The following is a 26,260-nucleotide window of genomic DNA, read 5'->3' on the forward strand; positions in this document are numbered from 1 at the left end:
CCGCTTTTTAATACCTAGTGTTTATTAAATGCTGATATAAATATTAATATTAAAAAATATCGTTATTAAGAAATATCAGTACTATTAACTTTTCAGTTTTTTGAGAATGCAGTTTAGTGCAAAACAATTATTTAGAATAACAATTATTGAGGAATGACATTATGGATATTATCAGTCACTTAACGCGGACGGTTAGCCCTGCAGTACTAGGCGATGATCGCAATCCCGCTAAGCAGAACTTACTTGAGCAATTTTATGCTATTTTTGCCGCGCGCTTGGCAGACAATACGACTTATACACGTTTTGCTAATGAAAATATCGCCCGTGATGACCAAGGGTTTTATGACCGCGTATGGACCGATGGCGCTCACCGCGACCAAATTGCCCGTGAGCTTGCGGGTAAACATAACGTTGATGTGACCGCAGCCCGTGGTTTGATTGCGATGGCCGCACCGTTAGCATATCACGAAATCAAAAGCTTGGCCGGAACCACGCCTGTGCCCCAGTTTTTAAATGACAATCTTGCTAGTTATCAGCACCATATTCCGGCATGGGCAAGCGCCGTTCTGCCTGCAGGTATGATTGCCGCACCAGCTGGAGCGCATATGTCTGATACCGTGAGCACTGCGCCTATTCGCCGTGAAGAGGAAGAAAAAGGCAGCTTTATGAAAGCGCTGCTACCGATTATCGGTTTGATTATCTTAGGCGCCTTGGCGTGGGCGCTACTTAGAGGGTGTCAAGACAATCCTGAGCCAGTCGGTACGCCAGTTGCCACTGAGCAGCAAGCGGCTAATGACGGACAAACAGTGGTTGCAGCCGATATAGAACCGGCTTCACTACGTATTGCGACTGGTGAAAATAGTGGATTATATGCCTGCCGTATGAACGTTGGTAACGAGACGCTACAAGGCAACGTGATGGACGCGTTGACAGCGGCATTTGGTGATGAAGCCAATAATTGCCGCGCCGATGTCGATGATAACTTCTCGATAGATATGCCAGCTGCCGCTCAGCTTTCTTCTATTTTGCCAATCGTCAAAAATGTGCCCAATGCCAGTATGCTGATCAAAGGCGACACTATTACGGTCAATGCGCCAGATTCAGCAGCATTAGATAAATTGGTTGCTGATTTACAAGCCGCAGCGCCAGCTATGACGGTACAAGCAGAAGGTCCGCTCGATGAACAAAGCGAGATTGATCGCAGTTTAGCAGCATCACAAGCGGCGATGCAGAACCTTGGTCAAGACCCAGATCCTCGTGATGTGGCTCGCGCGCTGAGCCTGCAAGTCGTGAACTTTGAAGTAGATAAAGCTATTATTCCAGAAGCTAACAAGCCATTATTGGACAATGCTGTTCAGATTATGGAACAAGTGCCAGATATGAAGCTGATGATTATCGGCCATACCGATAAAACCGCCGATGCCGCTTATAATATGAAGTTGTCACAAGAGCGCGCGCAATCGATGAAAGATTATCTGGTTGCGCAAGGTGCGGATCCAAGTAAGCTTATGACCAAAGGTATGGGCGAGACAGATCCAATCGCTGATAACGCTACAGAGCAAGGTCGTTTCCGTAACCGCCGTATCGAGTTCGTCGTCTATGATGAAACGGCAATGGCCAATGATGGCGTGGCGATTAGTAACGGTGCGCTCGATCCAGACTTAAATCCATTAGACAGTAACAATGATGATCTAATGCCTGACAGTGATGACCGTACAGGGAACAATTTACCTGCACCGAAGAGTTCGATACCGACATCGAATAGCAGACCAATTGACCCAGATTTAAACCCATTAGATCGCAATAACGATGATGTCTTACCAGATGGTGATGATGTCAGTCGTGGTACTGCCTTAGACCCAAAAGCCAGTAATTAATAAGAATTCTAATTACTTATAGTTATTTACCCCACTCTCAACTTGAAATAAGCAAATCAAACTGAAGAGGCGGATTACCAAGTTTTTTGTTGAGTACAAAGCACAGATTGTGTGACAGAATCTTACGAATCAATCGATGAGACAAATGCCATAAATCTCTTGCTCGTACCCTTTGTATGTTAAATCGTTCTGATAGCTGACCAATGACTGTTTCAACGATACGGCGGGCTTTCATCAGCCGCCTTACCACAGGTTTGGGTCTATCCTCTTTCATGTTAGCTCTGAGGGGCGTTTGTAGATCCACGCCTTGAGCGTCGTAGTACGATGTCAGACTAGGGCTGATATACCCTTTATCAGCACCGAGCAAACCATAAATATGGTCAGTAATATCAGGCGCAACCGCTCTTTCATCAACATTGGCAGGAGCAAAGGTAAAGCCTTTAATCATGCCCGACAAGTTAACCAGCAAATGTCCCTCAAAGCCATAGTACCTCTCTTGCTTAGCGGCGCAGTAACTAAAAGCTGCTAAGTCTTGATAATTCTTATGCCGATAAGCGCGTCCATAATGACAGACGGGTACCCAAAAGCCATCCATAAAATGGATGTTGTCACGGCCTTCAATTTGACTGACGTTATCTTGAATCCGTTGTTTGACTTGCCACAGATTGGCGCAGTGCTTTGCGAAGTTAGGGTATGAGCCGATGGCTGGAAACCAGTCTTGCCAATGCTGGGTAAAGTATTGCCAAATTTGTTTGTCTTGATCAAGGTGTAAAAATTCACCGACCATCTCCATGCAAATAACCTCAGGATCACTTAGCTTTGGCGCGTAACCTGCACTTCGCAAGGGTTTGGTGACGACTATTTTGTAATATTGCTCTACCATTAAATAGATATTGATGATAAATTCGTCTATGGGCATCTCACAACTCCATTGTATTCTTGGTCGAAAACAATAGATTAGTGAGGTGCTCTTCTTTTTTCAATCACTTTCGAAGTTGAGAGTGGGGTAGTTATTTATAAATAGCTAGTATTAATATTAAAAAGACCGCATCTTAGGTTTAAGGTGCGGTTTTTTCTTGCATCAAGTAAGACTGGAATAAAGCTGGTTTGGTTAAATGAATTATCTATAAGCGGTTGGATCTTTTGACTCAGTAGGTGCTTTCGTTTGACTGGCAAAAAAGGTCTGTAAGATATTTTCCTTTGCTTGTTGCCAATAGTCAAACTGCTGGCTCGTTGATTCAAGGTCGCCCTGCCAAACAGGTATTTGCCCACGCATGGCTTTGATACGTTTTTGGTCAGGATAGGGTAGCTCTTGGGCTGCTCTGGCGGCTTCGTGAGCAGCAACGCGATCATTACAGACAAGAGCAATATCGCAGCCTGCTTCAATTGCTGCTTTGACGCGGGCGCTGACATCACCGGCAGCTTGCGCACCAGCCATTGATAAATCATCAGAAAATAAAACCCCATCAAAATTCAGCTGTTTGCGAATGATGTCTTTGAGCCAAATTTTTGAAAATCCAGCGGGTTTTTTATCGACTTGTGAAAAAATCACATGCGCCGGCATTAAGGCATCAAGCCAAGGCAGCGTCTGCGCAAACGGCTGCATGTCGCTATTGATAATCTCATCTAAACTACGTGTATCGATTGCTTCTGCCACATGCGAGTCAGGCGCGACGGCTCCATGACCGGGAAAGTGCTTACCGGTGGTTGCCATACCCGCCGCTTTCATACCGCGCATGAACTGGCTTGCTAAAGCGATAATGGCTTGCGGATTTTGATGAAAACTGCGATCGCCGATCACTTGGCTGATGCCGCCTCTATCGAGCACCGGCGCAAAGCTCAAATCAATGCCGACCGCCAATACTTCTGCTGCCATCAAATAACCACAATCGTAAGCAAGGCTCAAGGCGCGACTAGGGTCTTGGTCAAATAATTCGCCGAGCCTGCCCATCGCCGGTAATGGCGTAAAACCTTGACGTAATCTGGCAACGCGGCCGCCTTCTTGATCGACGCCAATCAATAAATCGGCATTGTGCTGGCGGATATCGTCACACAAGGCTCGCACTTGCGCCGCATCTGCCACATTGCGGGCAAATAATATCACCCCGCCGACTTGTGCTTGTTTGATTAAACTGACATCTTCAGCAGTCAGTGCGGTACTATCGATATCAATCATTAAAACGCCGTACATTGCGTAATCCTTATCAGGCTAGAGGGTGGTTTTCTCATTTGTACTACATTATAAGTCAAATCGAGACAGAGCTTAGAGATGAGACGGTTTTTTCTTATGGATAATCTTTCTGTTGCGGACGGTTTGGCGCTACTCACTTTTACCTTATATTATGCCAGTGATTGCAATATGCGCATAATGGCGGTTTGCTTGGCTTAAATAAATTAGGTTTAAATCATAAGTTTAAACAAGATGATTCACGCTTATAACCAAATGCAACAATGGATGCGCTACAAAATAGCCAGACCGCGTGTAAGATTGTTTATACAGATTGAGACAGTGGTATATTTATAGCTGTGCTAGTATTGATTGATTTTTAACAATGAAAATAAGGACCTATTCTAAGATCATTATCCCATATTTGCCTGCTTTTAATGCTAGCGTAACCTATGGTTTAATGGTAAATATAATAGGGTGAAAAATCGCGACATTTTTTGGCTTATAGTCTAATAACTACCCTCTATTGGTAATAACAACTCAGCATACTTTTAACTTAAAATAATTAGGTATATACGATGAAAAAACAACCAGCACAGTGGTTACTCAGTGCAGCGTCAGTGGGCGTCGCTGGTCTTATCCTCACTCAAAGCTACAGCACCGCAGTGGCTGATAGCAATACAGCAGGCTTTAAAGCCACCCCTGAGCAACAGGTTACCACTCGCCAAGTAGCGGCCTTGCTGGATCGCAGCCATTATCTCAATCAGCCGCTCGATAGCGCCATGGGTAGCGAGATTTTGTCTATGTATATTGACAGTCTCGATCCAAACCATACCTTGTTTTTGCAATCTGATGTCGATGAATTTAAGAAGAAATATGCCGACGAATTTGCCGCGCGCCTAAAACGTGGCGACCTATCGGCTGGAGTGGCGATTTTTGAGCGTTACCGTCAGCGCTCTAATGAATATTTTACTCTATCAAAACAACTGCTGAAAACCAAGATAGATTTAACCAGTGAAGATAGCATCGTCCTTGACCGCGAAAAGCTCAGTCATTTTAAAACCAAAAAAGAACAGCGCGACTATTGGACGCGTCAGCTGAAGTTTCAGTTGATGAGTATTACTTTAGGCCAAGAAGATGAAAAGGCGAAAGAGAAAGTCTTTTTAAGTAATCCTGATATTACGCGCGGCCAAGACTTGCTGCGTAATGATGAGCGCACGCCAAGTGAGATTTTGCTCAACCGCTTATCGCGTCAGCAAGAGCAGCTTGCGCGTCTAAAAGATGATGAAATCATGGAAACCATCTTAAATACGGCGATGCTCACTTATGACCCGCACAGTAATTATTATGCGCCAATTCAGGCCAATGAGCTGCAAATTCAATCGAGTCTGCAATTAGAAGGCATCGGGGTTTCTATCCGTCCTGACCGTAAAAACCCAGATTATACCCGCATTGTCACTTTGGTAGATGGTGGCCCAGCAGCCAAATCTGGGCAGATTAAGCCCAATGATTTGATTATTGGTATTGCCAAAGACGGCGAGAATATGGTTGATGTGGTTGGCTGGTCAACACGTGAAATCGTCGGTCTGATTCGCGGTAAACGCGGCACCTCGGTGACCATTAAGGTGCGTCAACCAAATACGCCCGATACCAGCGCCCGTAATGTAACCGTGGTCCGCGATATTATTCAGCAAGAAGAGTCGGGCGTAAAACAGCGTGTCGTTGAAGTACAGCGTCCCAATATCGATAAAACGCCAAAACGTATCGGTGTGCTTGAGATACCAAGTTTTTATCTCAACTATCGCGCGCGCCGCAATGGTGAAGAGTACCGTAGTGTCAGTGACGATACCGAAAAAGCCCTTAAAGCGCTTAATAAAGAAAATATCGACGGTCTAGTGGTTGATTTACGTAATAACCCAGGCGGCTCGCTCGATGAGGTCGCCAAAATGCTCGGCTTCTTTATTAAAAGCGGCCCATTGGTGCAAATTCGCGACAATCGCGGCAATATTCAAGTCTACCGCGATGACGATGGCGGCGAACAGCTTTATGACGGCAAAGTGGTTGTTTTGACCAATTTAGCCTCTGCCTCTGCCAGTGAAATCTTTGCTGCTGCGATTCAGGATTACGGTCGCGGCCTCGTTGTCGGTAGCACCACGACTGGTAAAGGTTCGGCGCAAATCCAGCTAGACAGCTTGGCTTTGGGTACAGCGACGCTCACGCAGCGTAAGTTCTACCGCGTCACTGGCGGTAGTACGCAAAATAAAGGCGTGGTCCCTGATATTGAATTGGTCAATATCTACGATGATGCGACTTTTGGCGAGCGCGCGCAGAAAAAAGCCTTACCATGGGATACGATTAAAACTGCCCCTTATAAGCCTGAAGGTAAATTCTCTGCCAATACCTTAGCAACGCTAAATCAGCAATCAAAAATCCGTCAGCAGAAAAACCCGCACTTTGTGTATCTATCGACGCTGAATGATATTCGTAATATGGAAGATGAGAAAAAACCGATTCCTCTTGATATCAATAGTCGCCGCGCCAAAATGCAGCTGATAGAAAAACGCTCATTGGAAGCCGAAAATAAACGCCTAATTGCAACGGGCGAGCGTCCTTATGCCAATTGGAATACTTATCAAGCGGCCATGGATGCAAAATTTGAAGAGCGCAGTCAGATGAAAGAAAGCGAGCGTCCTGAGCTACCTGAGGATGAAGCCTTCATTAAGGAAGCGGCTTATATCATGCTTAGCGCTGATCCAAAGGTGCAGGCTAGCCCAGAAGAAAAGCTATAAAGATTGCAACTGTTGAACAGTCATTATCGGCAATAAAAATGCGTGTAAGCATATGCTTACACGCATTGACGTTTAGACCTCTTACTTACCTCATGCCAATCTGCGATTATAACTGTACGGCACGATTGAACGAAAAGGTTCATAGATACTAGGGATTGGTATCGCAAAGGTCGCATCAGGGATAGGTGGTTTGCTGATTAGGGAAGATAAGGCTGGATGCCTGTACGTTATAAGATGCTCCGGGATTAAGTATCTGATAACATTAACATGGATGGTTGGTGATAAAAGCCGCATAATACTTGTTGTTATGCGGCTTTGTTACGTCTGTAATCTCTAAAACTTATCCAAAAAAAGGTCAGTAGATTGCTCTACTGACCTTTATAGCTAGACGACGCTAACATTATCAATAACTATTCATTAATAATTAACTATTCGCCTAAGCATTTTATCGTCTGAAAATTTTACGCCAAACTCAAGAAGATATTAGTGCTCAACGCCACCAGCGCCATGGATATGGCCGTGGTTTAGCTCGTCTTCAGTGGCTGCGCGTACTTCTTGAATTTCTACATCGAACGTCAAACGCTTACCAGCTAACGGATGGTTTGCATCAACCGTCACTTCTTTATCGTTTACGTCAGTCACAGTTACTAGCATCACTTGACCGCCAGCTTCTGACTGAAACTGCATACCAGGCTGGATATCATCAACGCCTTGGAAGTTTTCGCGTGGTACATGTTGTACCGCTTGTTCTTGGTATTCACCGTAACCATCAGCAGGCTCTACAACGGCATTGACTCTTTCGCCAGCAGATTTGCCTTCTAGTTGTTGCTCAAGACCTGGGATGATGTTGCTATGGCCATGCAAATACGCAAGCGGTTGACCTTCTGGAGACTGGTCAAGGATATTGCCTTCGTCGTCTTTTAGCGTGTAGTTAAACTTGACGGCAGTGTCTTTTGCGATAGTAGTCATAAATTATCCTAAATATGTCGTTATTGAAATTTAAATACGGTTGCAATAAACCTAAAAAAGCCAATCAGCCAGCCAAATAGCCACGTCATTAGTCAATTATCATCAGTTTATTAGGGTAACTTTAGCAGTTAGCATCTTTAATTGCGATGCCTGCCAGCGGTTTCAAGGTTAAAATCCGAAAAAATAGCAATTATTGGGCGAATTAATGTAAATAAATATGATTTTTCAGTTTTGGCCGTTGGTAAAGGTAAGAGGCTAAAGTTTGCTAGTTGCGTTTTTGCATGATGGCTTCTACCATAGTCATAAACATAAGGATAATAACGATTATGAATTTATCTTCTCAAATCTCACCGATTAATAATTTAAATCAGCCAACCGCTCATGTCTTTTACCAATTCGACTTTGCGCGGTTTTTGGAGCATTTGGTCGATGTCGCGCTGACTTTCACCGCTAATACCGACGCGCCAAGTTTATGGTTGCCCGCCTGGATACCGGGTAGCTATTTAATGCGTGAATTTGCCCGTAATATAACCGCAGTGCATTATGAAATTTTAGACAGTCAAGTCGTTTCTAACGATAAACAAATCAACACGTATCGCGCGCAAAAAACAGATAAAAATACATGGCAGTTACCAGAGGCGCGGGCAGCACAACGTATACGCCTTCATTATGAAGTATATTGTTATGATTTATCGGTGCGTACGGCGTATGTCGACCAGCAGCGTTTGTATGGCAATTTTACCTCATTGGCCTTAGCGATTGATGGGCAAGAACAACAAGGGGTAGAAGTTGATTTAATCGTGCCAGCTGCATTTTTAGCGGATAAAGACGCTAGTCTTGTGCGCTTGGCGTGTGGACTTGAGGCAGTACAGTCGCAAATTGATAAGCTGCGAATATATACTCTACAAGCAGACAGCTATCATGAGCTGATCGATCATCCGTTTGAGTTTGCCGAACAAGATAACTTTGATTTTATCATTCAAGATAATAGCCATCAGACGCTTAGCCATCATTTTTATCTTTCAGGTAAGCATAGCGCTAACATGGGACGCTTGCAGCAAGATGTTACTCAAATCTGTCAGACTTATTTAGATTGGCTTGGCGATGCGCCCTTTAACAATTATACCTTTATGACCTTTGCCAGTGGGCAGGATTATGGCGGGCTTGAGCATATCAACTCGACCAGTTTGATTACCCCGCGTCGTGATTTGCCTAATGCTGATGAGCCAAAAGTGCCAAGTGCCGATTATCAACGCTTTTTGGGCTTATGCAGTCACGAGTATTTTCATGCGTGGTGGGTCAAAACCGTGCGTCCAGATGTGATGCTAGATGTGGATTTACGCCGCGAAGCCTTTACGCCGCTGCTTTGGGTATTTGAAGGTTTTACCTCTTATATCGATGATTTTATGTTGCAAGCGTCAGGCGTCATTGATAAAGGAAGCTATCTTAGATTGCTTGCCGAACAAATCAATCGCTACTATCAAACCCCAGGACGTGCGCATCAAAGCGTTGCCGAGTCAAGCTTTGACGCTTGGATTAAGCTGTATCGCAATGATGAAAATACCGGCAATGCAGGTATCAGTTATTACAACAAAGGCGCATTGGTGGCGTTATGCTTGGATTTGACCCTGCTTGCAAAAAGCGATGGGCGTTATCATTTATTTGATGTGGTTAAAGAATTTTATAGCCAAGCAAAACAAAATGATAATAAACGCATCGGTATCAGTAGCGCCGATATGGGTGCAGTTATCGGACAATTTATGCCGTTAGCAGATTGGGAAGAGTTTGAGCGCCGTTATGTCAATGACGTAGAGGAGCTGCCACTAGAGGCGTTGCTAGTGGCCAATGGTATTAAGATTCATACCAACACCAAAGAGACGGCAGATAAAAACATACCGTGGGGCATGCGTTGTAGTGAGACACCGCTGGGATTAAAGGTTAATCGTGTCAGCCGTAATAGTGCGGCTGCCAAGGCGGGTATCTCAGCGCATGACATCATTGTCGCTATCGACGGTATCAAAGCAGACACTAAGCAATTAGCAACGTTTAGTGCTGCCACGCGTGCTGTGCAATGTCATTTATTTCGCCGTGATGAGCTAATGGTAGTTGAAGTTTTGCCTAAAGCTGATTTGGTGGATAATAATACGTATGACTATAATGAAAAAGTTTTCCCGCATAGCATCAGCTTACGGTTAGCAAGGGCGAGTACAGATTGTGAAGACGATAGTAACTCTGTAGGGTATGCCAATACTGAAGATACATGGCTAAATGCGCTAGCACGCTATCAAAGTGAATAGATAAATAATAAAGCGTGAAGACATTAAAAACCCTTGTTAAGTACGCAGCTTAGCAAGGGTTTATATTTTTAATATTCGGAGTGCTATAAGCAATAGTTAAGAGTTTATAGCTGTTTAACTTGTCGCTTTAGTGGTTTCTTTGATCGCTTCTTTATTATTTGCTTCATCATTGATAACAGCTTTATCGGAGTCTGTAATCGCTGTGTCAGGCGCTTTATTTGCCGCAATCCAGCTTTGCATCAGCTCAATCTCAGGCTGCTGAGCATCGATAATGTCTTGTGCCAATTTGCGCATTTCTTTATCGGTACCGTATTGGAGCTGTACCTTTGCCATGTCCACCGCGCCGCGATGATGTGGCAACATACCGCGCGCAAATGCCATATCAGCGACAGGCTCAGCAATACCGAGCATCATATCGCTATGCATGGTATTCATTCCCTTTGCATACGCTTCTTGTATGGCTTCGGTATTGGGTTTTGGCTTGGGCGCATCAGGATGGCTTGCGAGCCATTTATTAAGAATATCAATCTCAAGCTGCTGTGAGTCGATGATGTCTTGGGCAAGTTTACGCATGGTTTCATCAGTGCCGTACTTTAGCTCGATTTTTGCCATATCTACCGCACCGCGATGATGGCCGAGCATGCCTTTGGCGAAGGCGGTATCAGGATCGTTATAACCCATGCCAACCATCATTTCATTATGCATACTGGTCATAGCTTTAGTGTAGTCTTTCAGCGTATCTGACATTTTTTCAGCGTTTACCGCCTCATCATTGGCAGCCATGTCGTGCTCAGCATGGGCAACCTCGGGAGCTGTTTCAGATGGTTCATTAGTGGCTTGAGTGACCTTTTCTATTGGCATTACCTCATTATCCTCAGTTGCTGGCTGGCAAGCGCTTAGCAGCAGGGTAGTAGCCACACTGGTAGCAAACAAAGCAAAATGACGAGAGGCAATCATGATATATCCTTACTATCAAAAAAACAGGAAACAGGCTCAACGAAAAATAAGACAGAAAACAAGATAAATAATGGCCAAATTTAAACCGATATAAAACGCGAAAATACGGCAAGGTTGGCAAGTCAGCGCAGTTTTGCATCTTAACAGATAAACCTTACGCGTTCGAGACGCGCCGTTTAATAAGTCGTAATATTTAAATCAGAGCAAAATTGGCTCATATAAGCGGATAAGGTTTAATTTGCCACGCTAATCTAATCGACAATCCCTAACTGCCGACAGCGCTCACTATTTAGGTGAATACGCACAAACTCACCAACGCCAAGCGAACCAAGCTCAAATCCTGCCACCGACCAACGAATCAGACGCAAGCAAGGCAGTCCCACATGAGCGGTCATGCGTCTTACTTGGCGATTTTTGCCCTCATAAATGGTTAGCATAAGCCATGAGGTCGGCACGTTTTTACGCTCGCGAATGGGCGGATTACGTTGCCATAAGTCAATCGGCAAATCACCTTCCTCAACCAGTCGTGCAACTGCTGGTAAGGTTTTGCCATCTTTTAAATGTACTCCCGCCGTCAATTGCTCTAGTTGAGCCGCGCTTACCAAACCTTCGACTTGTACCAAATAAGTCTTCCCTTGTTTTTGCTTGTTTTGGGCGAAGTTCTTGGCTGACGGAGGCTGAGTAATGGCTTTATTTACCCGTCCGTCACTGGTCAAAATCAGCAAGCCTTCTGAGGTGGCATCAAGTCGGCCGGCAACGCGCAGCGATTTGTCAGTAAAATACTGCGAAAGGGTGGTGTGGTCATTATTGCTGTCATCACGAAATTGACTTTGGACGCCGTAAGGTTTGTTGAATAAAACTAGGCTAGAGGTCGACATAAAATGGCATTTCCCAAAAATAAATTGATAGCTACAACATGGTTAACAAATGGCGTGCACGGCAGTCTAAAATGTTTTTACGCAAAAGTAAAAAACGGATTGTGGTTAAAAGATAACCTTGTTAGCATTGTGGTATTTATAATATTGATTGGTAAAACTGTCGTATGCAAAAGAAAAATTATCAGTCATGCTTTTATGTTAGTACACTATTTAAGGTAAATGGTGATATTTTTATGTCATTAATCTGATAGAGATTATAACAATCAACATTTTTGCTTTACGCAACTTTGGTGCTTTAGTCATAGAAATAATGGCAAAAAATAGGATTTTTAAAATAACTCTCTAACATATTTTTAAACCTATTGGCTTAGGGGGATTTTACGTAAATGGTTGGTATTTAACTCGCTAGCATACTGCCATTTTAAAGCCAAAATGTTTTAGCTAGCATAACAGAACGCCAAGGAAACTGGCGCAACCAATATATAAGTATAAAAGGAGTTTGATCCCATGCCCTATGATAAAGTTATCGTCCCAAGAGACGGCGCAAAAATAACCGTCAACGCTGATCTGTCCCTAAATGTCCCTAATCATCCGATTATTCCCTTTATCGAAGGCGATGGCATTGGCGTCGATATCACGCCGGTGATGATTAAAGTCGTCGATGCCGCCGTAGCAAAAGCCTATCAAGGCAAAAAATCGATCGTTTGGATGGAAGTTTATTGCGGCGAAAAAGCTTCTAAGATTTACGACGGCGAATACATGCCGACCGAGACGCTAGAGATTTTGCGCGAGTATGTCATAAGCATTAAAGGGCCTCTGACCACGCCAGTTGGCGGCGGTATGCGCTCATTAAACGTCGCGCTACGGCAAGAGCTTGACCTGTACGTCTGTCAGCGTCCCGTGCGCTGGTTTGAAGGTGTACCAAGCCCTGTGCATAGCCCAGAGCTGACCGATATGGTGATTTTCCGCGAAAACTCAGAAGATATTTATGCCGGTATCGAGTGGAAAGCGGGCAGTGATGACGCCAAAAAAGTTATTAAATTCCTAAAGGAAGAGATGGGCGTAACCAAAATACGTTTCTCAGATGATTGCGGTATCGGCATCAAGCCTGTATCAAAAGAAGGCTCGCAGCGTTTGGTACGTAAAGCCATTCAACATGCCATCGATAATGACTTACCGAGCGTCACCCTCGTGCATAAAGGTAATATCATGAAGTTTACCGAAGGCGCGTTTAAAGAATGGGGCTATGAGCTTGCCGCTGAACGTTTTGGTGCTGAATTACTCGATGGCGGGCCTTGGATGACGATGAAAAACCCAAAAACCGGTAATGATATTATCATTAAAGACGTCATCGCTGATGCTTTTTTGCAGCAAATCCTGATGCGCCCTGCCGAATATTCAGTCGTTGCAACCTTGAACTTAAACGGTGATTATATCTCTGATGCGCTCGCTGCTGAAGTTGGCGGTATCGGTATCGCGCCGGGTGCCAATAAGGGCGGCTCAATCGCTGTTTATGAAGCCACTCATGGCACAGCGCCTAAATATGCCGGTCAAGATAAGGTCAATCCAGGTTCGTTAATTTTATCGGCGGAGATGATGCTGCGTGATATGGGCTGGATAGAAGCGGCTGATCTTGTTATCGCAGGTATCAAAGGCGCGATTAAAAACAAAACCGTGACTTATGACTTTGAGCGTTTGATGCCAGATGCTATTTTGCTTAGTAGCTCCGAGTTTGGCAAAGCCATTATTAAGCATATGGATGCGTAAGGGCTTTATACCATGTGATTTTATAATTTATAGCGCAAACAAAAAATCATCTATATTTTTATAGATGGTTTTTTGTGCTTATGTTTTTTATACTTATAATTGAATTTCAATTTAACTGTCATTTTTACCACGACTTTTACCGCTACCATTCGCTGTCCATTTAACCACCGATAAGCTGGTTGAAGCCATTAAACCGAGCACCAAGTAGCCAATCAACGCCTGTAAACTTGCAAAAACCCGAGTGATGCCTTGCGGCCGAAAATCACCATAGCCTGTTGAAGTAAAAGTGACGACAGCATAATAGCAACACGCCCAAAAATCTTGCGAAATAGGATTACCGTCGCGTGTGGTGTCGACGATGCCCACTTCGTAATAAAGGGCGGAGAAGGTTAGCAAAAATAAAAAGACATTGAGCGTTGTCATCGCAAGCTCTTTCCATAAATTGCCATCATCGCCATAGATACGCTGCAAGGTGCTAAATAGCGACCACATAAAAATACCGCAAAATAAAAAGGCAAGGCCGATAGTAAATATATCGCGCCACCTATTGTCTGGTAAAAAATGCGTCAGTAAATACCATAAACTGCCAGTGAGGATATAAATAAAAAGAGTTCCTCTGGCGGTTGTTATTTTTTCTAGTATCATAAGATGTCATCCATACGCTCAGTATTATGCTTAGTCTCAGGCCCAGTAAATGCTCAAAAATAATTTTAACATTAGCGTCATCTAACCATAGCAGTAGAGCGCTTTATGTAAGACATTGGTGTAGGTGTTTGCTTTGAACGTTTTAAGCAGCACAGAACCCATAAAAACGCCCCAATAGCCTAGGACTATTGGGGCGTTTGTTTTAAACTGACTTTAATAAGATTTGTTCAGCCAGCTTGGTTCTATTTACAACCAAGTATTTATGACAATGAAGCAATAGCTTCGTTGAATAACGGACTTGGGCGCATGGCTTTTTCAGCCAATGCTTCATCAGCTAAGTAGTAGCCTTTTAGATCCATCGATTTGCCTTGAACTTCATTCAGCTGCTCAACGATAGCGGCTTCATTGTCTTCAAGTTTTTGTGCCAGCGGCGCAAACTGTGCTTTTAGCTCGCTATTTTCATCTTGTGCAGCCAGCTCTTCTGCCCAGTATTTTGCCAGATAGAAATGACTACCACGGTTATCAAGCTCGCCAGTTTTACGTGATGGCGATTTGTCATTTAACAGTAGCGTTTCAGTCGCTCTATCAAGGGCGTCTGCCAATACTTTCGCTTTGGCATTGTCATCATTTTTCGCCAAATGCTCTAAAGATTCGGTCAAGGCTAGGAACTCACCTAGAGAATCCCAACGTAGATGGTTCTCTTCGATCAGCTGCTGTACGTGCTTCGGTGCTGAACCGCCTGCGCCAGTCTCGAACAAACCACCGCCTTTCATTAGTGGTACAACTGACAGCATTTTCGCACTGGTGCCCAACTCTAAGATTGGGAACAAATCAGTCAGATAATCACGCAAAATATTACCAGTAGCAGAAATCGTATCTAAACCACGAGCAACACGCTCTAAGGTATAACGCATGGCGCGAACTTGTGACATAATTTCGATGTGCAGACCGTTGGTGTCATGATCTTTTAAGTAGGTTTTAACCTTTTTAATCAGCTCGTTTTCGTGCGGACGGTATGGGTCGAGCCAGAAAATAACCGGCGTATCTGATTCGCGCGCACGGCGAACAGCAAGCTTCACCCAATCTTGGATAGGGTCATCTTTGGTCTGACACATGCGCCAGATATCACCTTTTTCAACACGCTGCTCAAGTAAAACTTCGCCTGAGTCGATGTCGACGATACGTGCGATACCATTGTCGCTAGATTCAAAGGTTTTGTCGTGCGAGCCGTATTCTTCCGCTTTTTGCGCCATCAAACCTACGTTTGGCACCGTACCCATGGTGGTTGGGTCAAAGTTACCATGCCACTTACAGAAATTAATCATTTCTTGGTAAATACGCGCAAAGGTCGATTCAGGCATGACCGCTTTACAGTCATATAATTTACCATCAGCGCCCCACATTTTACCGCCATTACGAATCATTGCGGGCATTGAAGCATCGACAATCACGTCACTTGGAGAATGGAAGTTGGTGATACCTTTTGAAGAGTCAACCATCGCTAGACGCGGACGGTGTACTTGGCAGGCATGGAGGTCGCGCTCAATCTCTTCACGTAAGCTGGCTGGCAATTCGGTGATTTTTTCGTACAAGCTTGCCATACCGTTATTGACGTTAATACCTAGCTCATCAAATAACGCGCCATGTTTTTGGAAGGCGTCTTTATAATAAATGCGCACCGCGTGACCGAAGACGATAGGGTGTGATACCTTCATCATCGTGGCTTTTACGTGTAATGAGAATAAAATACCGGCTTCGCGGCAATCTTCCATTTCACGCTCATAGAAATCAAGCAGCGCTTTTTTGCTCATAAACATCAAGTCGATGACTTCTTTATCAAGCAAGGCAATCTTTGGTTTTAATACCTTGGTCGTACCGTCTTCGAGCAACAGCTCCATACGCACGGTACGCGCTTTATCCAAGGTCATCGATTGCTCGCCGTCATAAAAGTCGCCGCTATGCATGTGCGAAACGTGAGTCTGTGACCACTGCTTCCATTCGCCCATCGAGTGCGGATGTTTACGCGCGTAGTTTTTGACTGCTTTTGGCGCGCGGCGGTCTGAGTTACCTTCACGTAATACAGGGTTGACCGAGCTGCCTAAGCTTTTGCCATAACGGCGACGGATTTCTTCTTCTTCTGCGTTTTTTGGCTCGTCTGGAAAGTCAGGAATCGCGTAGCCTTTACCTTGTAGCTCTTTGATAGCCGCTTTTAGCTGCTGTACAGAAGCACTGATATTTGGTAGTTTGATGATATTGGCGTTTGGATCTTGAGTCAATTTGCCAAGCGCTTCTAAGTTATTTGGAACGCGCTGCTCTTCGGTTAAGTATTCTGGAAATTCAGCCAACACACGCGCCGCGACCGAGATATCACTGGTTTCAACGTCGACGCCTGCTGTCTGGGCAAATGCTTTTACAATCGGCAAAAATGATAAGGTGGCAAGCGCTGGGGCTTCGTCAGTTTTTGTATAAATAATTTTTGACATGTTAGTAGATTATTCCTTGTTGTCATTAATGAGGTTAATAAGGCTGCGGTATCATTTAATAGCTTTATACAGCCCTTATACCATAATGGTCTACGGGGTTGGTTCGAGGTTCAATCGAGGTCCAAATACATCAGTCGTCTTTTAGTGCCATTCTTGAGCGAGTATGACGGCGAGAAAGTTTCGTCGCCAGCCATTTGCGTTTATTCGTCTTTATAAAGCAGGCGCTCGATCAAGTACCAGCTTTATTAAAGAGTGATTATAAAACATTATAAAAGGTCACACTCAAAAGACCGTTGCTAAAAATTTATGCAAACCAGCGACTCAATACTCATGATTTACAATGATCTGAGCGCGAATGGCTGACGCTATATTATAGTTGATCCACTATAAATCTGATATGATGTCAATGTTGTATATTGAACTAAGTATACTATTTTCGCTCATACCCTATGTATCTGAATTATATTAAGCTAATAATAGCCTTATTCTACCAGTCCTCGCCCTTAATATCATCTTTTGCGTGTAATTAGCACGCTTTTAGTGCTATTTTTACTTTTGTAAGCTTGTTTGTTAAATGGTCAGATTATCTATTTTTAAATTAGCTTTTTTAGAGTATCTGTTTTTAACATACCAACGCTAGCAAAACACAATCCTGCACCCCATCAATAAAAGACTTAGTAATCTGTTCGTATGGCATTTTTATGCGCCTTTGTTTATAACCCTTCTTCATAAAAGTATTTTAGCGCCAGATAATTTTTACTTTTTTGCAAATTGTGACAGCAAACGCGCTGATATTTGCTAGGCTAAACGATAAAACCAATGAGCTTAAGAAAAAATTCTAAAAATAGTGTGGTGATGATGAATTTACAATATGCGTTACTCAGTGATAATAGCTGGCAGGATATGGCGCGTTGGCAAACGCCAGATACGCCTTTTATGACATTTGAGTTTTGGCAAGCACTGAGCGAGACGGGCGCAATTGGTGAGCAAGCAGGTTGGTTGCCGATTTATATCTTAATCTATCGGCCAAATGAGACAGATAACGTTATTGATAATAATGCGAATGATGATAAAAGTAATGCCGCGCAGCCAGCGCTTTCTTCAGAACCAATAGGACAGCCTATTGCCGTTATGCCTGTTTTTATTAAAGGGCATCATCAAGGCGAGTTTGTCTTTGACCATGCGTGGGCACAAGCTTATGCGCAGTATGGTCTTGATTATTATCCGCGTTTGGTGACTAGCGCGCCTTATACACCAGTAACGGGACAGCGTCTTTGGTTGGCAGCAGGTGAGACGCTAAATACGGATATTTTAAAGACAGCTATCGCAGGCGTTGATGATATCGCCCAGCAAGTAGAGGCCTCTAGCTGGCATGGTTTGTTTGCGACGTCTGAGATGGCGTCTATTGCTAACGCGTCAATGCCGACTGATACCGATATAGAAATGGCGCTTAATAATCAAAAAAATAGCGGTACAGTAGAACCGATTGAGCTACCGATACTTGAGCGGCAGGGCTGCCAGTTTTTATGGCAAAATAAAAATGTCAGTCAAAACAATAAACAATTTGCCGACTTTGAGGCATTTTTGGGAACCTTTAGAGCCAAAAAACGCAAAACCGTGCGTGCTGAGCGGCGTAAAGTTGCCGAGCAAGGCATCTCTTGCCAGCGTAAATGCGGGGTTGCTATCACTGCAGAGGATTGGCAGACGTTTTATCATTGTTATGTGATGACCTACGCGGTACGTGGGCAGCAGCCTTATTTAACGCTAGATTTTTTTAAAAGAGTGGCTGCTAGCATGCCTGAGCATTTGATGTTAGCGCAAGCGCTTGATGCCAATGGTGAAATTATCGCTAGCAGTTTGTTTTTTTATGATAACCCCAATAGCCAAAACGCCACGCTTTATGGTCGTTATTGGGGCGCGCTTGCTGAGTATGATAGCCTGCACTTTGAGCTGTGTTATTATCAAGGTATCGAGTTTGCGATTGAGCAAGGTTTGACGTATTTTGACCCCGGCACCCAAGGTGAGCACAAATTAGTCCGAGGTTTTGTTCCGACCAAAACTCACTCGTTGCACCGTATTTACGACGGGCGTTTTGTCCCGGCGATTAGTAATTTCTGTGTAAAAGACCGCATGCATATGGCGCAATATCGCAAGCAAGCCTTTGCAGCATTGCCCTTTAATATTGATAATATGCCGACGTTTGATAGTACTGATTAATCCTCGATCATTTTTTTGCTAATCTTTGCCCAATGACTTCCTACCTAATACTTTTCTATCAGCTGTAAACTATGACTCCTCATTTTTCTTGTTCTGCTCCATCATCCGCTCCCACTGAGCTAGTAGATTTTCTTAATACCGAAGGGTCGCTGACGGCCATGCTCGAAGTAAAAGCAGGGCAGCCGTTACGCGTCGAGCGCAGCTTTGAAGGCTATCGGTTATTATCCTTGGCGCAAAAAAAGCAATTGGGTTTGCAAGGCGCGGCGTTAAACCGTCCGTTATTGGCGTGGGTACGCGAGTCGCAGTTATATGGCGATAATGAGCAGCCATGGGTACAAGCCCAAAGCGTTTTCCCGCTAGCAAGTTTGAAGGGGCGTGCCCGCCGTTTACAGCAGCTAAAAGGTACGCCGATTGGCTATGTGTTGTTTAAGCGCAGTCGTACTTTGCCCAATCGACGTTCTATCGAAAGGACGGCAAATGGTTGGCAACGGCAAACGCTATATGACTGGTATGGGCGTAAAATACTGATTAGTGAAACTTTTTTAGCAGCGTTTTTGTCCAAGAGTGATTAAATAATTACAATAAAGACTGATATACAAAATCAGTAAGTCATTTATTTTATTGCGCATTTATTTCTCTAATAACGCCATTTAAATCTCTCAGCTTTCCGTGAGGTTTTTTTGCGCTCATCGCACAAAGTTTCATGCTACACTTAAGCTATAGCGATGATGTCGATGCCCTTCTGCGCACCGATTTTATTGCCAATTTAGGCAGGTTTTTAACCAGGCTAATTGTCTGCGTTTGCCAATTTTACCTTCTTTTATTACTCGCCTCTTTTCAATGAGCACCACCATTAACGATAGCCACTACCTAGGACATCACTATGTTTAAAGATATTTCTATCAAAGAGTTTGATCCAGTACTTGCTGAAGCCATGGCCGCTGAAAGCGTGCGTCAAGAAAACCACATCGAGCTTATCGCTTCAGAAAACTACTGCTCACAAGCAGTGATGGAAGCCCAAGGCACTGACCTGACCAATAAATACGCTGAAGGCTATCCTGGTAAGCGTTATTATGGTGGCTGTGAGCACGTCGATGTGGTTGAGCAATTGGCCATCGACCGTGCAAAAGAGTTGTTTGGTGCAGAATACGTCAACGTCCAGCCACACTCTGGTAGCCAAGCAAACTCGGCTGTTTTCTTAGCATTGTTAGACGCTAATGACACCGTGCTTGGCATGAGCCTAGACGCTGGTGGTCACTTGACACATGGCGCGCATATCAACTTCTCAGGTCTAAACTACAACGCCGTACAGTATGGCTTGGTTGAAGAAACTGGTCTGATCGATTATGACGAAGTTGAGCGTTTGGCAAAAGAGCACAAGCCTAAGATGATTATTGCTGGCTTCTCAGCCTATTCGCAAGTGGTCGATTGGCAGCGTTTCCGTGATATCGCTGATGAAGTTGACGCGTACTTGCTGGTTGATATGGCACACGTAGCCGGTTTGGTCGCGGGCGGTGTTTATCCAAACCCAGTACCATTTGCCGATGTGGTCACGACTACCACGCATAAAACCCTACGTGGTCCGCGCTCAGGTATGATTTTAGCACGTGATGAGAAGCTTGCAAAAAAGCTAAATTCTGCTGTCTTCCCAGGAAATCAAGGCGGCCCGCTCATGCACGTTATCGCGGCAAAAGCGGTTTGCTTTAAAGAAGCCTTAGAAGATAACTTCAAAACTTATCAGCAGCAAGTGGTCAAAAACGCCAAAGCAATGGCAAAAGTTATCCAAGACCGCGGCTATGAAATCATCTCTGGCGGTACTGAAAATCACTTGATGCTTATCAGCCTAGTCAAGCAAGAAATGACTGGTAAAGAAGCCGATAAATGGCTTGGTGATGCGCACATTACCGTGAATAAAAACGCCGTACCAAACGATCCAAAATCGCCATTTGTGACCTCAGGTATCCGTATCGGTACGCCAGCGATTACCACGCGCGGCTTTAATGAAGCACAAGCGGGCGACTTGGCTGGTTGGATTTGTGACGTGCTAGACAGCCGCGGTGATGAAAAGGTTGCTGCTGAAGTACGCGGCAAAGTAGAAGCCATCTGTAAAGAGCTTCCTGTTTATGAAAAGAACCAGTAGTTTTTAAATGCTTAGTTTTAACAGTTAGATATAAAAAACCGCTCTTAATATTGAACTGACCCCCATAAGTTGGACACAACTTTTGGGGGTATTTTTATGCGTTACGATCTAGACTTTAAGATCAAAGTCATAGCATACTACAAGCAAGGACATAGCGGAGGTGCTACAGGTGAGAAATTTGGACTTGATGACAAGATGGTATTTAAGTGGGTTCAGCAATATCAAAGCGGTGGTATAAACGCCATCAAACCTAAAACTGGTAAAGCTAAATACAGTAGCGACTTTAAGTATAAAGTGATCGCTATGATGTTAGCAGAAGGATTAAGCCAATCTGAAACCGCTCTTAAATTTCACATCAGCTCACCTGCGCTCATCAGTCATTGGCATAAAGCCTATCGCCTCTACGGTATGTCTGGACTCACATCCAAATATAAAGGTAGTAGCACCATGACCTCTCCTATCACAGACAAACCCGATAATGAAAAGACGCCAGCAGAGCTCAAACGTGAACTGCAGTATCTACGAGCGGAGAATGCTTATCTAAAAAAGCTCGATGCACGGCTCAGAGCAGAGGAACAAGCAGTCAAAAAGCAAGGCTCATCGAAGGATTGAGACCGCAGTACGCGTTATCTGATTTACTCACCATAGCAAAGCTTGCAAGGAGTAGTTTCTACTATCATAGGGCTAGTCTGAGTAGTAAAGATAAATATGCCGATCTTAAACAGCGTATCCGTGATATCTACCATCACCATAAAGGTCGATATGGCTACCGTAGAATCACCCAGACACTTAAAAATGAAGGTTTGATTTATAATCATAAACTTATCGCACGGCTTATGGGACAGCTTAAGCTTAGTGCAAGAATTAGAAAGCAAAAGTATCGATCCTATAAAGGTCAGTGTGGCGTCATTGCTAAGAATAGAGTCAAACGCAGGTTCAGAGCGAAAGCGCCCAATCGCAGGTGGTTTACTGACATTACAGAGTTTAAAATAGGAGATGAGAAGTTGTATCTGTCACCGATACTAGACTGCTTCAACAATGAGATCATCAGTTATACGCTCTCAAGACGACCGGTGTATGATTTGGTGAAACAGATGCTAGATAGTGCAATTAAGGGCATACCTACAAAGCGCAAGGAGGAGCTAACACTGCACTCAGATCAAGGGTGGCATTATCAGATGAAGACGTTTGCGAATACGCTTAAAGAGAATGACATTAAGCAAAGTATGAGCCGAAAAGGCAACTGCTTAGACAATGCATTGATGGAAGGCTTCTTCGGTACACTAAAGTGTGAGACTATTTATCTTGAAAAGCCGACCTCGATTGAGGCTTTAGAGAAACAGATTCATGAGTATATGCATTATTATAATCATGAAAGAATTCAGCTGAAACTAAAAGGACTGAGTCCTGTTAAGTACAGAACTCAGTCCTTATTGTAAACTTAAACCGTCCAAGTTTAGGGGGTCAGTTCAATTTTTATAGCGGGTTTTTTTATTGCGTTGACGTTTATTTTTTAAGTGGTCCATTATACGAACTAAACTGTCTATACGTACTAAACTGTAAAATGCATCATTTTTATAAATCTATTGCACAATATAGCTTACTAACGCATAAATATTTGGTGGTGTGTCAGAAAGTATGCTGAGGAGATGAAAGGAGGGTGACAGCCGAAGCAAGATGATATATTTGAGGTTATGAAGACACAAATACAGATCAATTGCCCCGACTGTCACAGTCCCAGTTTTTCGATACACGGCAAAAAAAGCTATGGCAAGCAGAACTACAAGTGCAAGGACTGCAAACGTCAATTCATTGGCGACCATGCCTTAACTTATCATGGCTGTCACTCTAAAATAGAAGACATCATACGGCTAATGACGGTTAGAGGTTGCGGCGTCAGAGACATAGCCGTTATAGCCTCTATTAGTATTGGTAAAGTGCTTAGCACCATAGGCTCATCGGTCTATAAGATTACACCTAAAAAGCGCTATTATGAACGCTTAGAGGTTGATGAGTTCTGGACTTACGTATATCGCAAGAAGCGTAAAGTTTGGCTTATTTATGCTTATGACCGCGCTACTAATGAGATTGTCGCTTATGTCTGGGGCAAACGTGACCTGAAAACAGCTAAGAAGCTAAGAGCCCGTCTTAAACAACTGAAAGTCAGCTATGGTTCTATTAGCATGGATAACTGGGATAGCTTTATAACCGCATTCAAGCCTGACAAGAAACAAATCGGCAAGCAGCATACGGTAGGCATAGAAGGTAATAACTGTCGCCTTAGACACCGATTGCGACGAGCCGTTCGAAAGACCTGTTGCTTCTCAAAGAAGTTTGATAACCACTTTAAGGTGTTTGATTTGGTATTCTTCTATGTCAATTATGGCTATGTCTGATGCCAGCATACTTTTTAGAACACCACCAGATATTTAACCTATCTTTTAACCGCCAAGCTGATTTAGTGCCAGTGCTAAGATGAGGCCAACGGTGGTACTAATACCTGCCCAATGGTTGCTGCGTTTAAAGGCAGTAGGGAAGACCTCGGTCGCTAAAGAAGCAATAACCGCTCCTGCTGCAAAACAGTTGATGGCACTAATGATGGCATCATCGACATTTTTTAGCAGCACCTTGCCTAGGATAGCCGCCAGCGATAATAAAATTGCAGCCCCAATCCAAAGCATGAGCACTTTTTTATTGCTGGCACCGTTGCGGCGCATTTCTTTGGCACCGCCTGCTGCCTCTGGTAAGTTGGATAACAGAATGGAGCCCGCTAGCGCCGCCACTTGCATGACGTTGCCACTAATTAATGCCACACCCAGCGCTAGGTTTTCTGGTACGCCATCGAGGGTGATGGCTGCCAGTAGTCCTGAGCCGCCATCGGCATTGAGCTTTTCATCGAGTAGATAATCGACACTCGCAAATACCACTGCGCCCAGCATGGCAAAGGCCGCTGTCACCCAAACGCCGCTGTCAGTCACCGCTGGCTGTATCAGTTCGATGACGACCGATATCATCAGCGCGCCGCCAGCGAGCGCCAGTAAATTACCTTCAAGCCAGCTAGGTAAGCGGCCGTAAAGCCCCCAAAGCGCTCCAATAATCAGAGCGCCTGATACCACAAGAATCACTGCAAACATTAACATAATAGGCCTCAATATTTTTATAGTTTATTGATAACGGCTAATGGTTGTGGTGTCATTATAAATTGCGTAATTGTTGTGTTAGACGCTGTTAACGGGCCATGTTGCTCATATAAAATACTCAAAAAGAACCCGACTATATTTTTATAATCGGGGTTTATCTAAATTCATTTAATCAAAATTTCTAATTTATATCTTCTTTATCAAAACGGTAACTTGGTAAATATCTGCAAGATAGTCGCGTTAACGATATCGACAAAGAACGCACCAACCATCGGTACAATCAAAAACGCTTTCGGTGATGGCAGGTAGCGATCGGTCACTGCCTGCATATTGGCAATCGCCGTCGGCGTGGCGCCCATACCAAACCCAGAGTGTCCAGCTGCCAAAACCGCGGCATCATAGTCTTTACCCATGATTCTAAAGGTAACAAAATAAGCATAACCAATCATGACTAAAGTCTGCACGACTAAGATAATCAATACAGGGCCTGCCAAATCTGTCAACTCCCATAGTTTTAGCGATAGCAGCGCCATGGCTAAGAATAGACTTAATGACGCATTACCAATCACATCGATAGCACGGTCGAACATATCAAAATTGAACACCATGGTTAAAGCATTACGGATAATTACGCCACCTGCTAATGCCCAAACGAAGGTAGGCAACTCAAACGCGGTATCTGCTGCAACCAGTGTCATAATATCTGCAAACGCCAACGCTCCTGCAAACAAAGCCAATGACTCAATCGTTGAAGAGGCGGTAATCAGACGGATATTATCAGGTTTTTCAAACATCTCTTCATGGCGATGATCGCCATCTTCGCTATGCTTGGTACTATATAACGACTGCTTACCAGCAAGCTTTTCAACGTCGCTTTGATTGGGATTGACAGGGGTTGGTTTAAGACCCATTTTATTGATCAATCGGCGTGCAACAGGACCACCAACCAGACCACCTGCAACCAAACCATAGGTAGCAACGGCAATACCAAGAGTGGTGGCACCAACGACATTGTATTGTTCTTCTAATACAACGCCCCACGCGCCTGCGGTACCATGGCCGCCTGTTAGCGCGATAGAGCCAGTCACTAAGCCAAGCAGCGGGTCAAGACCTAGTACGCTGGCCATTGCCACCCCAACCACGTCTTGTAAAATAATAAAGACCGAGACGACGATGGTGAAAATTAATAAAGGCGTACCACCTGCTTTCAGCCGTCCAAAGTCGGCGCTAAGTCCGATAGAGGCAAAGAACATCAGCATGGTTGCTGTTTGTAGTCCTTGGTGGAAGTTAAAGCTATAACCCCAAATCAAATTAAGGGCATAAACAATTACAGCAGCAATCAAGCCACCAGCCACGGGTTCTGGGATATTAAAGTCTTCCAAAAACTTGATTTTTTTAACCAAAAAGCGTCCTAATAATAGCACCAATGTGGCAAAAATCAGGGTGTAATATCCGTTTAATGTTACTTCCATAAGTTCATCCTTTCTGTAAATATGAATTCACCTAAATTCGAGATAAAACTGGCTTTATCTCGAATTTAGGTTCTGCTCGTTTTGCTATGCGTAGGCATCATCTGAAGCCTCAATAATCCATAATTGCGGTTTGCCAAAATCTTTATAGGCGTCCTCTATCAAGCGCTTAAAGACATTAAAGTCCTCGCTGTTGATTCTTTCTACCGCATTTAGGTAAAGCGTGAAGTCTGTGATATCACTATCGGTCAAACAGTCCCAAGCGCTGTCCCAATTATGGGCAAAATAGCTGGGAAAATTGGCGGCTGTCGCTAAGCTATTTAGCAGCGTTTCTTTATTCAAAACATCGCCAATTGTAATGTTAATCGCATGCTTCGGAATGGCATTAATAAACGCTTCGTCTTTTTGAGCAATGGCGTTTTGGTTAACGTCATTTTTTTTAATATAGTAAATCGCTTGGTTCAT

At 43.9% G+C, this 26,260-nt stretch carries 20 protein-coding genes; 10 read left to right on the forward strand and 10 right to left on the reverse strand.

Features of this window, described 5'->3' with window-relative positions:
- Positions 1-161 precede the first annotated feature (161 nt).
- Positions 162-1,877 carry an OmpA family protein gene (locus tag RAH45_RS01895; protein ID WP_082894349.1) on the forward strand — a complete coding sequence of 572 codons (1,716 nt, stop codon included), beginning with the start codon at positions 162-164 and terminating at the stop codon, positions 1,875-1,877.
- Between the two features lie 37 nt (positions 1,878-1,914).
- On the opposite strand, the gene RAH45_RS01900 is transcribed toward RAH45_RS01895, so the two are convergent.
- Both RAH45_RS01900 and nagZ read right to left on the reverse strand, forming a co-directional pair.
- Positions 1,915-2,796: an IS982 family transposase gene (locus tag RAH45_RS01900; RefSeq protein ID WP_306495436.1), complete on the reverse strand. Its 882-nt coding sequence runs from the start codon at positions 2,794-2,796 to the stop codon at positions 1,915-1,917.
- A gap of 201 nt (positions 2,797-2,997) precedes the next feature.
- Entirely contained in the window at positions 2,998-4,068 is a 1,071-nt protein-coding gene (gene nagZ / locus RAH45_RS01905; RefSeq protein ID WP_102076486.1) for a beta-N-acetylhexosaminidase, read from the reverse strand.
- 554 nt (positions 4,069-4,622) lie between these two features.
- On the opposite strand from nagZ, the gene RAH45_RS01910 reads away from it, so the two are divergent.
- Positions 4,623-6,833, forward strand: coding sequence for a carboxy terminal-processing peptidase (locus RAH45_RS01910; protein ID WP_068407623.1), 2,211 nt, complete (start codon positions 4,623-4,625; stop codon positions 6,831-6,833).
- A gap of 483 nt (positions 6,834-7,316) precedes the next feature.
- Here the strand turns inward: RAH45_RS01910 and RAH45_RS01915 are convergent, their stop codons facing one another.
- Positions 7,317-7,802 (reverse strand): FKBP-type peptidyl-prolyl cis-trans isomerase, encoded by a 486-nt coding sequence (locus RAH45_RS01915; protein WP_068407618.1) that lies wholly within the window; start codon positions 7,800-7,802, stop codon positions 7,317-7,319.
- A gap of 326 nt (positions 7,803-8,128) precedes the next feature.
- On the opposite strand from RAH45_RS01915, the gene RAH45_RS01920 reads away from it, so the two are divergent.
- A complete protein-coding gene (locus RAH45_RS01920) occupies positions 8,129-10,099 on the forward strand; it encodes a M61 family metallopeptidase (protein WP_227514988.1) in 1,971 nt (656 codons plus the stop codon).
- 114 nt (positions 10,100-10,213) lie between these two features.
- Here RAH45_RS01920 and RAH45_RS01925 read toward each other — a convergent pair whose 3' ends face one another.
- Entirely contained in the window at positions 10,214-11,056 is an 843-nt protein-coding gene (locus RAH45_RS01925; protein WP_306495437.1) for a CopM family metallochaperone, read from the reverse strand.
- A 251-nt stretch (positions 11,057-11,307) separates the two neighbouring features.
- On the reverse strand, positions 11,308-11,934 hold the full coding sequence (locus RAH45_RS01930; RefSeq protein ID WP_068407614.1) for a pseudouridine synthase: 627 nt from the start codon (positions 11,932-11,934) through the stop codon (positions 11,308-11,310).
- 507 nt (positions 11,935-12,441) lie between these two features.
- On the opposite strand from RAH45_RS01930, the gene icd reads away from it, so the two are divergent.
- On the forward strand, positions 12,442-13,701 hold the full coding sequence (gene icd, locus RAH45_RS01935; protein WP_068407608.1) for an NADP-dependent isocitrate dehydrogenase: 1,260 nt from the start codon (positions 12,442-12,444) through the stop codon (positions 13,699-13,701).
- Positions 13,702-13,812: 111 nt separating this feature from the next.
- Here icd and RAH45_RS01940 read toward each other — a convergent pair whose 3' ends face one another.
- Together RAH45_RS01940 and RAH45_RS01945 are read right to left on the reverse strand one after the other, a co-directional pair.
- On the reverse strand, positions 13,813-14,346 hold the full coding sequence (locus tag RAH45_RS01940; protein WP_068407605.1) for a potassium channel family protein: 534 nt from the start codon (positions 14,344-14,346) through the stop codon (positions 13,813-13,815).
- Positions 14,347-14,606: 260 nt separating this feature from the next.
- Complete coding sequence (locus RAH45_RS01945) at positions 14,607-16,829, reverse strand: NADP-dependent isocitrate dehydrogenase (RefSeq protein ID WP_068407602.1); 2,223 nt, start codon at positions 16,827-16,829, stop codon at positions 14,607-14,609.
- A gap of 858 nt (positions 16,830-17,687) precedes the next feature.
- On the opposite strand from RAH45_RS01945, the gene RAH45_RS01950 reads away from it, so the two are divergent.
- The 6 genes from RAH45_RS01950 to RAH45_RS01975 all read left to right on the forward strand — a co-directional run bounded on the left by RAH45_RS01950 (position 17,688) and on the right by RAH45_RS01975 (position 23,582).
- Positions 17,688-19,046: a GNAT family N-acetyltransferase gene (locus RAH45_RS01950; RefSeq protein ID WP_198329110.1), complete on the forward strand. Its 1,359-nt coding sequence runs from the start codon at positions 17,688-17,690 to the stop codon at positions 19,044-19,046.
- A 71-nt stretch (positions 19,047-19,117) separates the two neighbouring features.
- Positions 19,118-19,618 carry a chorismate--pyruvate lyase family protein gene (locus tag RAH45_RS01955; protein ID WP_068407599.1) on the forward strand — a complete coding sequence of 167 codons (501 nt, stop codon included), beginning with the start codon at positions 19,118-19,120 and terminating at the stop codon, positions 19,616-19,618.
- Positions 19,619-19,929: 311 nt separating this feature from the next.
- Positions 19,930-21,186 (forward strand): serine hydroxymethyltransferase, encoded by a 1,257-nt coding sequence (glyA, locus tag RAH45_RS01960; RefSeq protein WP_068407595.1) that lies wholly within the window; start codon positions 19,930-19,932, stop codon positions 21,184-21,186.
- Positions 21,187-21,282: 96 nt separating this feature from the next.
- A complete protein-coding gene (locus RAH45_RS01965) occupies positions 21,283-21,798 on the forward strand; it encodes a helix-turn-helix domain-containing protein (protein WP_068407592.1) in 516 nt (171 codons plus the stop codon).
- On the forward strand, positions 21,786-22,625 hold the full coding sequence (locus RAH45_RS01970; protein WP_306495896.1) for an IS3 family transposase: 840 nt from the start codon (positions 21,786-21,788) through the stop codon (positions 22,623-22,625). Before RAH45_RS01965 ends, RAH45_RS01970 begins: the two co-directional genes overlap by 13 nt.
- Before the next feature lie 255 nt (positions 22,626-22,880).
- Positions 22,881-23,582: an IS1 family transposase gene (locus RAH45_RS01975; RefSeq protein ID WP_306495438.1), complete on the forward strand. Its 702-nt coding sequence runs from the start codon at positions 22,881-22,883 to the stop codon at positions 23,580-23,582.
- A gap of 45 nt (positions 23,583-23,627) precedes the next feature.
- Here the strand turns inward: RAH45_RS01975 and RAH45_RS01980 are convergent, their stop codons facing one another.
- From RAH45_RS01980 to RAH45_RS01990, 3 genes are all read right to left on the reverse strand, one after another.
- Positions 23,628-24,326 (reverse strand): ZIP family metal transporter, encoded by a 699-nt coding sequence (locus RAH45_RS01980; protein WP_068406021.1) that lies wholly within the window; start codon positions 24,324-24,326, stop codon positions 23,628-23,630.
- Positions 24,327-24,526: 200 nt separating this feature from the next.
- The gene (gene gltS, locus RAH45_RS01985; RefSeq protein WP_068406019.1) at positions 24,527-25,798 is read right to left on the reverse strand and encodes a sodium/glutamate symporter; all 1,272 of its coding nucleotides are present in this window, start codon (positions 25,796-25,798) and stop codon (positions 24,527-24,529) included.
- Between the two features lie 84 nt (positions 25,799-25,882).
- Positions 25,883-26,260: a barstar family protein gene (locus RAH45_RS01990; protein WP_306495439.1), complete on the reverse strand. Its 378-nt coding sequence runs from the start codon at positions 26,258-26,260 to the stop codon at positions 25,883-25,885.

This window comes from Psychrobacter sp. van23A (assembly GCF_030845275.1).
In the GTDB taxonomy this organism is placed as follows: Bacteria; Pseudomonadota; Gammaproteobacteria; order Pseudomonadales; family Moraxellaceae; genus Psychrobacter; species Psychrobacter faecalis.